7 protein-coding genes and 1 pseudogene are annotated in these 7,162 nt (G+C 70.1%); 7 read left to right on the forward strand and 1 reads right to left on the reverse strand.

What is annotated here, in order from left to right; all coding sequences use genetic code 11:
- Positions 1-34: 34 nt before the first annotated feature.
- On the forward strand, positions 35-760 hold the full coding sequence (locus NGF19_RS12880) for an alpha/beta fold hydrolase (protein WP_252424966.1): 726 nt from the start codon (positions 35-37) through the stop codon (positions 758-760).
- Here the strand turns inward: NGF19_RS12880 and NGF19_RS12885 are convergent.
- On the reverse strand, positions 643-1,509 hold the full coding sequence (locus NGF19_RS12885; protein WP_252424967.1) for a cupin domain-containing protein: 867 nt from the start codon (positions 1,507-1,509) through the stop codon (positions 643-645). The genes NGF19_RS12880 and NGF19_RS12885 overlap by 118 nt on opposite strands.
- A 428-nt stretch (positions 1,510-1,937) precedes the next feature.
- Here NGF19_RS12885 and NGF19_RS12890 point away from each other — a divergent pair, with 428 nt between their 5' ends.
- The 6 genes and pseudogenes from NGF19_RS12890 to NGF19_RS12915 form a co-directional block, all read left to right on the forward strand.
- Entirely contained in the window at positions 1,938-2,774 is an 837-nt protein-coding gene (locus tag NGF19_RS12890) for an alpha/beta fold hydrolase (protein ID WP_252424968.1), read from the forward strand.
- 91 nt (positions 2,775-2,865) lie between these two features.
- Complete coding sequence (locus tag NGF19_RS12895; protein ID WP_252424969.1) at positions 2,866-3,963, forward strand: LLM class flavin-dependent oxidoreductase; 1,098 nt, start codon at positions 2,866-2,868, stop codon at positions 3,961-3,963.
- Positions 3,960-4,574, forward strand: coding sequence for an FMN reductase (locus NGF19_RS12900; protein ID WP_252424970.1), 615 nt, complete (start codon positions 3,960-3,962; stop codon positions 4,572-4,574). The genes NGF19_RS12895 and NGF19_RS12900 overlap by 4 nt, the downstream gene beginning before the upstream one ends.
- A 347-nt stretch (positions 4,575-4,921) precedes the next feature.
- Positions 4,922-5,824 carry a hypothetical protein gene (locus tag NGF19_RS12905; protein WP_252424971.1) on the forward strand — a complete coding sequence of 301 codons (903 nt, stop codon included), beginning with the start codon at positions 4,922-4,924 and terminating at the stop codon, positions 5,822-5,824.
- A complete protein-coding gene (locus NGF19_RS12910) occupies positions 5,793-6,053 on the forward strand; it encodes a hypothetical protein (protein WP_252424972.1) in 261 nt (86 codons plus the stop codon). The genes NGF19_RS12905 and NGF19_RS12910 overlap by 32 nt, the downstream gene beginning before the upstream one ends.
- 76 nt (positions 6,054-6,129) lie before the next feature.
- A pseudogene (locus tag NGF19_RS12915) lies at positions 6,130-7,162 on the forward strand (LuxR family transcriptional regulator); the annotation flags it as partial.

Raw genomic sequence — 7,162 nt, forward strand, 5'->3', positions numbered from 1 at the left:
TCCACGTCCCCACCCACGCCCCGAGGAGCCCCCCATGTCCCGACACGCCCGCCCCACCGTCGTGCTGGTCCACGGCGCCTTCGCCGACGCCTCCAGTTACGCCCGTGTCATCCCCGAACTGACCGCCGCCGGCCTGGAGGTGGTGGCTCCGGCGGTGCCCAACCGCGGCCTCGTCGACGACGCCGCGTACATCGCCTCGGTCGTACGTGCCGTCGACCGCCCCGTGATCCTCGTGGGGCACTCCTACGGCGGCGCCGTCATCACCCTCGCCGGCACGGAGGACAATGTCCGTGCGCTGGTCTACCTGGCCGGATACGCCTTGGAGGAGGGCGAGAGCCTGGGCGAGCTGCAAGGGCGCTTCCCCGACTCCGACCTCGCCGACGCGCTCGTCTACACGCCGTTCCCCGTGGCCGGCTCCGCCGAGACCGGCACCGACGTGTCGGTGGAGGCCGGAAAGTTCCCCGCCCTGTTCGCCGCGGACGTCGCCCCCGAGCTCGCCGCCGTACTCGCCGTCTCCCAACGGCCCCTGGCCGCAGGGGCCTTCACGGAGGCGGCGCCCGTCGCGGCGTGGAAGAGCAAGCCCTCGTGGGGCCTGGTCGCCGCCTCCGACCGGACCATCAACCCCGATGTGGAGCGCTACGGCTACGAGCGCGCCGGTATGACCACCGTTGAGGTCGACTCCTCGCACCTGGTCATGCTCTCCCAGCCCAAGGCCGTGGCCGAACTGATCCAGGACGCGGTCCGGTCCACCGCCCACTGACCGGCAGCCCTACTTGGGGACCCGTGCCGAGCCCGCCCTTCGGAGTGGGCTCGGCACGGCTGTTGGTGCCGCTGGCCTGCGGCTTTGCCCGGACAGGCACACCGTATTCTTTCCTCGAGAGGGGAGGAAAGGGGAGTTGTGTTCGGGGGAAAAGTCGTTCGGGGCCGTTCTGCGTGGTCTGCGGCAGCAAGGCCGTTGCCGGCCAACCGGTTCGCGACGGCCGGCGGGTAGCCGTCGGTCAAGGAGGAGGCCAGGGTGGCCAGGAACGGGAGCAGCATCGCGCCGAAGCCGTCCCCGGTGCCGACGGCGTTGCCTGTGACCTGCCGGATGTCGCTGTCCGGCACGCCCAGCATGCGGCGCGGAAGTTGGAAGACGTGCGTGGCGAATCGCTGCGGATAGGCGAAGGAGTACGGCCGGGTCGTGTCGTACACCACCAGGTCACCCTCGCCCACCTCGGCCCGCCGGCCGTCCTGGACGAAGGTGGCCGTGCCGGATATCTGGACACCGACCGCCACCAGCGCCTTGGACGACCTGGCGATCAGCGCCGGCATGCGGCTGACCCGCTCCGCGTCGGCCTCCATGGTGGAGACTTGGAGATATCCGAGGCGGTCGGTGGCGATCCGGCCGTCGAACGGCCCGTCGCCCCGAGGGGCGACCGTCATCGGCACCAGCGTCCTGCTCGCCGCATCGTTCCAGTACGCGACCTTGTCCCGGTCCGGCACGGAGGCGGTCGTCAACACCAAGCTCACATTGCTCTCCGCTCAGGGGAAGCGACTCCGGGGCTGCGACGGGCGGGAACAGACCGCTGCACATCCCAGGAAGGCGGCGGCCGGTGCCCGGCCGGGGCCGGACGGCTCGTCGTACGGGCAGCGACCTCGCTGGAGCGCAACCGGACCACTTCGGCAAGGCCCGGGTTCCCGCCCGCACCGAACAGCCAAGCAGCGGGCCGTTTCTGCCTCCAGGCAGAACCACAGGCAGGAATTGCGGGAGTGGACGGGCACGTCCGGTTCTGTGCGCCGTCCGATCGATCTGCTGCCAGACCGGGCAGAACGCTGCGCTCATGGGCAAGACGTGGTGCGTGGCGCGACAACAGGCGGCGCTTCGCCGACCGTAGCGTGACGGCGTTCCGTACCGCACCGAGGCACGGACCAGCCACTTCGCATCAAGGAGACAACCCATGCCGTACATCACCGTGGGCCAGGAGAACACCACCGCCATAGACCTCTACTACGAGGACCACGGCGCCGGGCAGCCGGTCGTCCTCATCCACGGCTTCCCGCTCGACGGCCACTCCTGGGAGCGGCAGAGTGCCGCGCTGCTCGACGCCGGCTACCGCGTGATCACGTACGACCGCCGCGGATTCGGGCGGTCCTCCCAGCCGACGACCGGCTACGACTACGACACCTTCGCGGCCGACCTGAACACCGTGATGGAGACCCTCGACCTGAACGACGCCGTCCTCGTCGGCTTCTCCATGGGCACCGGCGAGGTCGCCCGCTACGTGTCCACGTACGGCTCCGCCCGTGTCGCCAAGGTCGCCTTCCTCGCCTCGCTGGAGCCCTGCCTGCTCAAGACCGAGGACAACCCGGAGGGCGTCGCACCGAAGGAGTTCTTCGACGGCGTGGTCGCAGCCGTCAAGGCCGACCGCTATGCCTACTACACTGCCTTCTTCGCGGACTTCTACAACCTCGACGAGAACCTGGGCACCCGTATCAGCGAGGAAGCGGTCCGCAACAGCTGGAACACCGCGTCCGGCGGCGGCTTCTTCGCCGCGTCCGCCGCGCCGTCGACCTGGTACACCGACTTCCGTGGCGACATCCCGGCCATCGACGTCCCCGCCCTGATCCTGCACGGCACGGCCGACCGGATCCTGCCCGCCGAAGGCACCGCCCGCCCCTTCCACAAGGCCCTTCCGTCCGCCGACTACGTCGAGATCGACGGCGCCCCGCACGGCCTGCTGTGGACCCATGCCGAGGAGGTCAACACCGCGCTCCTCGCCTTCCTGGCGAAGTGACGCCACACCGCCGAGCCGTTGGGTGCCGGAATCCCGGCCCCAACGGCCTCGACCGCAGGAATTCACGCACGCTCAGGAGAGCAGACACCCCATGCAGTTCGGCATATTCACCGTCGGGGACGTGACACCCGACCCCACCAACGGTCGTACTCCGACCGAGCACGAGCGCATCAAGGCGATGGTCGCCATCGCGCTCAAGGCCGAGGAGGTCGGCCTGGACGTCTTCGCGACCGGCGAGCACCACAACCCGCCGTTCGTACCGTCGTCCCCGACCACCATGCTCGGCTACATCGCCGCCCGCACCGAGAAGCTGATCCTGTCCACCGCCACGACGCTGATCACCACCAACGACCCGGTGAAGATCGCCGAGGACTACGCGATGCTTCAGCACCTGGCCGACGGCCGGGTCGACCTCATGCTGGGGCGTGGCAACACCGGCCCGGTGTACCCGTGGTTCGGGCAGGACATTCGCCAGGGCATCAATCTCGCCAAGGAGAACTACGCGCTGCTGCGCCGGCTGTGGCGCGAGGACGTCGTGGACTGGGAGGGCACATTCCGTACGCCGCTCCAGGCCTTCACCTCGACACCCCGGCCCCTCGACGGCGTCCCACCGTTCGTCTGGCACGGTTCCATCAGGTCCCCGGAGATAGCTGAGCAGGCCGCGTTCTACGGCGACGGCTTCTTCCACAACAACATCTTCTGGCCGGCCGACCACACCAGGCGCATGGTTCAGCTGTACCGGCGCCGGTTCGCGCACCACGGTCACGGCCGACCGGAGGACGCCGTTGTGGGTCTCGGCGGACAGGTGTTCATGCGGAAGAACTCCCAGGACGCCGTACGCGAGTTCCGCCCCTACTTCGACAACGCGCCCGTGTACGGCCACGGCCCGTCCCTGGAGGAGTTCACCGAGCAGACCCCGCTGACCGTGGGCTCTCCCCAGCAGGTCATCGAGCGGACCCTGTCGTTCCGGGAGACGGTCGGAGACTACCAGCGCCAGCTCTTCCTGATGGACCACGCGGGCCTGCCCCTGAAGACCGTCCTGGAACAGCTCGACATCCTCGGCGAAGAGGTCGTGCCCGTGCTGCGCAAGGAGTTCGCGAACGGACGCCCGGCCGACGTGCCGAACGCCCCGACACACGCGGCGCGCGTGGCCGCCGTCACGACGCCCCGGGGGGTGAGCGTCGGGTGAAGCTGATCGCCGTCTCCGCCGGGCTGAGCACTCCCTCCTCCACCCGCCTGCTCGCGGACCGGCTGGCCGAGTCGGTCCGCGACGAACTTGCCGCCCGGGGCCACGCCGCGTCGATCGAAGTCGTGGAGCTGCGCGAACTGGCCGGCGATATCGCCAACCATCTCGTGACCGGCTTTCCACCCCCGCGACTGGCCGCCGCGATCGACGAGGTGACCGGAGCCGACGGCCTGATCGTCGTGACTCCCGTTTTCGCGGCTTCCTACAGCGGGCTCTTCAAGTCCTTCTTCGACGTGATCGATCCGGACGCCCTCACCGGGAAGCCGGTGCTGATCGCGGCGACGGGTGGTACCGCTCGCCACTCCCTGGTCCTTGAGCACGCCATGCGCCCGCTCTTCGCCTATCTCCGCGTCACCGTCGTTCCCACCGCGGTGTACGCGGCGTCCGAGGACTGGGGGGCAGGAGGAGGCGAGTACACCGACGGCCTGCCTGCCCGCGTCCGCCGTGCGGGTAGTGAGCTGGCCACACTCATGGCCGCCAGACCGACCCGGACAGAACCCGAGGACGACGTCACCGCCCTCGAACGGCAACTCGCGGACCTGCGCTTCGACTGAGGCCGGCTCCCGACCCGGGCGAAGGCACCGTACTTCATACTGATCCGCTGTAGCGCACGTGGACCGGGCCCGTCCCGTGCGGCCCCGGCCGGCGGAATGAGCGTGAACCGATTGAGAACATGGCCCGTGCCCGAGGACCTCGACGCTGTGAGGAGGCCAGTCCGCGGCCGGGAGGCGGAACTGGCTTTCATCGAGGCGCGGCTCGACGCGCTTGCCCAGGGCGAAGGCGGGATCGTCCGCGTCGAAGGACCTGCGGGCATCGGCCGGTCCAGGATCCTCGTGGAGGCCTCGGCTTCCGCGAAGCGGCGCGGGACGAGGGTGGGGCGGCGGACCCCGACGAACAGTTTGTGCCGCTCGGGCCGCTGCTGGAGGGGCTGCACTCGGAGGAGGAACCGCTGTCGGTCGCGGCCCGGCTCCGGGACCTCGCCACGACACCCGGCCAGCGGTTCTGGCTGCTCCAGGAACTGGGGGACCGCCTGCAGGAGGCGGCTCGAAACGGGCCCCTGCTCATCGTCCTCGACGATCTCCAGTGGTGCGACGACCTGACGCTTCTCACCTTTCACACCGTCGCGGCCAGGCTCTCGGCGCACGCGATCCTGTGGCTGGTGGCTGTGAGCGGCGGAAGCGTGCAGCCGGGTGTGCGCACGACTCTGGAAAGGATCCGGCAGGTCGGCGCGCATGAGCTGGTTCTGCGACCGCTCGGGGACCAGGCGATCGCGCGGATCGCCGAGGACGTCCTGGGTGCCGTTCCCGATCCGGACGTCCTCGGCGTCGCCCGTCGCGCCGAAGGGGTGCCACTGCTGTTGGTCGAGCTGCTCGGCGCGCTGCGGGAGGAGGAGATCGTGACGATCGAGAACGGCATGGCCAGACTGGCGTCCGGATCCCTCCCTCCACGGCGACTGCCTTCTGTCGGGCGCCGCCTCGACCAACTGTCCGAAGCAGCAAGCGAGTTGGTGCAGACGGTGGCCGCTGTGGGTCGTCCGGTCACCGTCGCTCTGGTCGCCGAACTGCTCGGCAGATCGTCGGCGGCACTCATCACCGCGGTGCGTGAATCCATCGATTCCGATCTGCTCGCCGAAAGGGGCGATCGTATGGAGTTCCGCCATGATCTGATACGCGAGGCAGTGGAAGCCGGCCTCCCCCTGTCCTGCGCCAGGCCTTGCGTCGTCAAGCCGCCGAACTGCTGCCGGAGAGTGCGACCTCACCGATCGAACCCTCATGCCGCCGGCCGGCAGAACGGGGCCAGGTGACCGGGCGGAGGCCGACCGGCTGCGTACCGCTGCTGCGGAACGCGCGGCCACCGCTCCCGGACCGGCAGCGGAACTCAGCCTCAAGGCCCTGGACCTCACCGCCGCGGACGCTCCGGAACGGCCGTGGATCATCGCCGAGACCATCCCGCTGCTCTGGCAGACGGGCCAGGCGGCCCAGGCGCGTGAGCTGGGAGCCTCCGCCCTGTCGACCGGCCGCCTCGGGCTCTAGGACAAGGCACGCATACGCCTGGCGCTGGCGCGCCTGTCCGCCCAGTTCGACTTCTCCGAGACGGTCCGGCAGGCCCGTGCCGGGGCGGTACTGCCCGGGATCCCTGCGGGCCCGGCTGCTGGCGCTGCTGTGTCTCGGCCTGTCGATGGCGGGCGAGAACCAGGCGGCCGAGCAGGCCGTCGCGGGGGCGCTGCAGACCGCCGACGCGACGGGGGACCGTGCTGCCAAGGCCACCTTGATGATGGTCGACTCAGCCGTGCGCTTCCACCGGATGGACTGGACCGAGGCGTTCCGGCAGGCGGACCGGGCCGCCGCCCTGGCCGCCGGCCTGGACATCGTCCATTCGCTGTGGGTTCCGGAGGCCCTGTGGCACAGCTTCCTGTCGAACGCGGCCGGCCGCTCCGCGGAGGCGCTCGCCGCAGCGGAGGAGGGCATTCGGAACACGCGGAACCAGGGCCGGACAGCTGCCACACGCATGTGGCTCATGAACCGTAGCCGGGCGCTCCTGGACGTCGGACGGTTGGCGGACGTCCGGGCGGACGCCGAAGCCGCATCCGCGATGACCGACAAGCTCGGGATGGGCAACTTCGCCGACGTCACGCTCCGGTACGCGATGATGCGTGCCGTGCTCCACACCAACGACCAGCAGGCCGCACGAGAGTACGCGATGGAAGCGAGGCGCATGCGGAGCGACAGCGCACCACTTGTTCGCGACGCCGGCTCCTGGATGCTGGCACTGATGGCCGACTTCGAAGGCCGACCCGACCGTGCCATGGCCGAACTCGACGACGTGATGGTGGCGCTCGCCGAGGAGCGGCCTGGCCTCGTCAGCTTGCTCGACCCCGCCGACGCCCCGGTGCTCGTCCGCATGGCGCTGCGCGCCGGCGCACACGACCGGGCCGCACAAGCGGTCGGACTGGCCGAGCGACGAGCCGCGCTCAATCCCGACCTCGCGTTTCTCGCCGCCACTGCCGCGCACGCCCGCGGGCTCCTCGACAATGACCTCGGTCCCTTCTTGCGCGCGGTCCGGCTGTACGAGGACTGCCCTCGGACAATGGCCCGGGCGTCGGCGCTGGAGGACGCCGGGCGCAAGCTCGCGGCCACGCGTA

The organism is Streptomyces macrolidinus (genome assembly GCF_023887685.1).
Taxonomy (GTDB): domain Bacteria; phylum Actinomycetota; class Actinomycetes; order Streptomycetales; family Streptomycetaceae; genus Streptomyces; species Streptomyces macrolidinus.

Coding starts and splice junctions, on each gene's coding strand:
- NGF19_RS12910 (WP_252424972.1), top strand. CDS start 5,793: ATGCCGCCGGCCGGCAGAACGGGGCCAGGTGACCGGGCGGAGGCCGAC.
- NGF19_RS12880 (WP_252424966.1), top strand. CDS start 35: ATGTCCCGACACGCCCGCCCCACCGTCGTGCTGGTCCACGGCGCCTTC.
- NGF19_RS12890 (WP_252424968.1), top strand. CDS start 1,938: ATGCCGTACATCACCGTGGGCCAGGAGAACACCACCGCCATAGACCTC.
- NGF19_RS12895 (WP_252424969.1), top strand. CDS start 2,866: ATGCAGTTCGGCATATTCACCGTCGGGGACGTGACACCCGACCCCACC.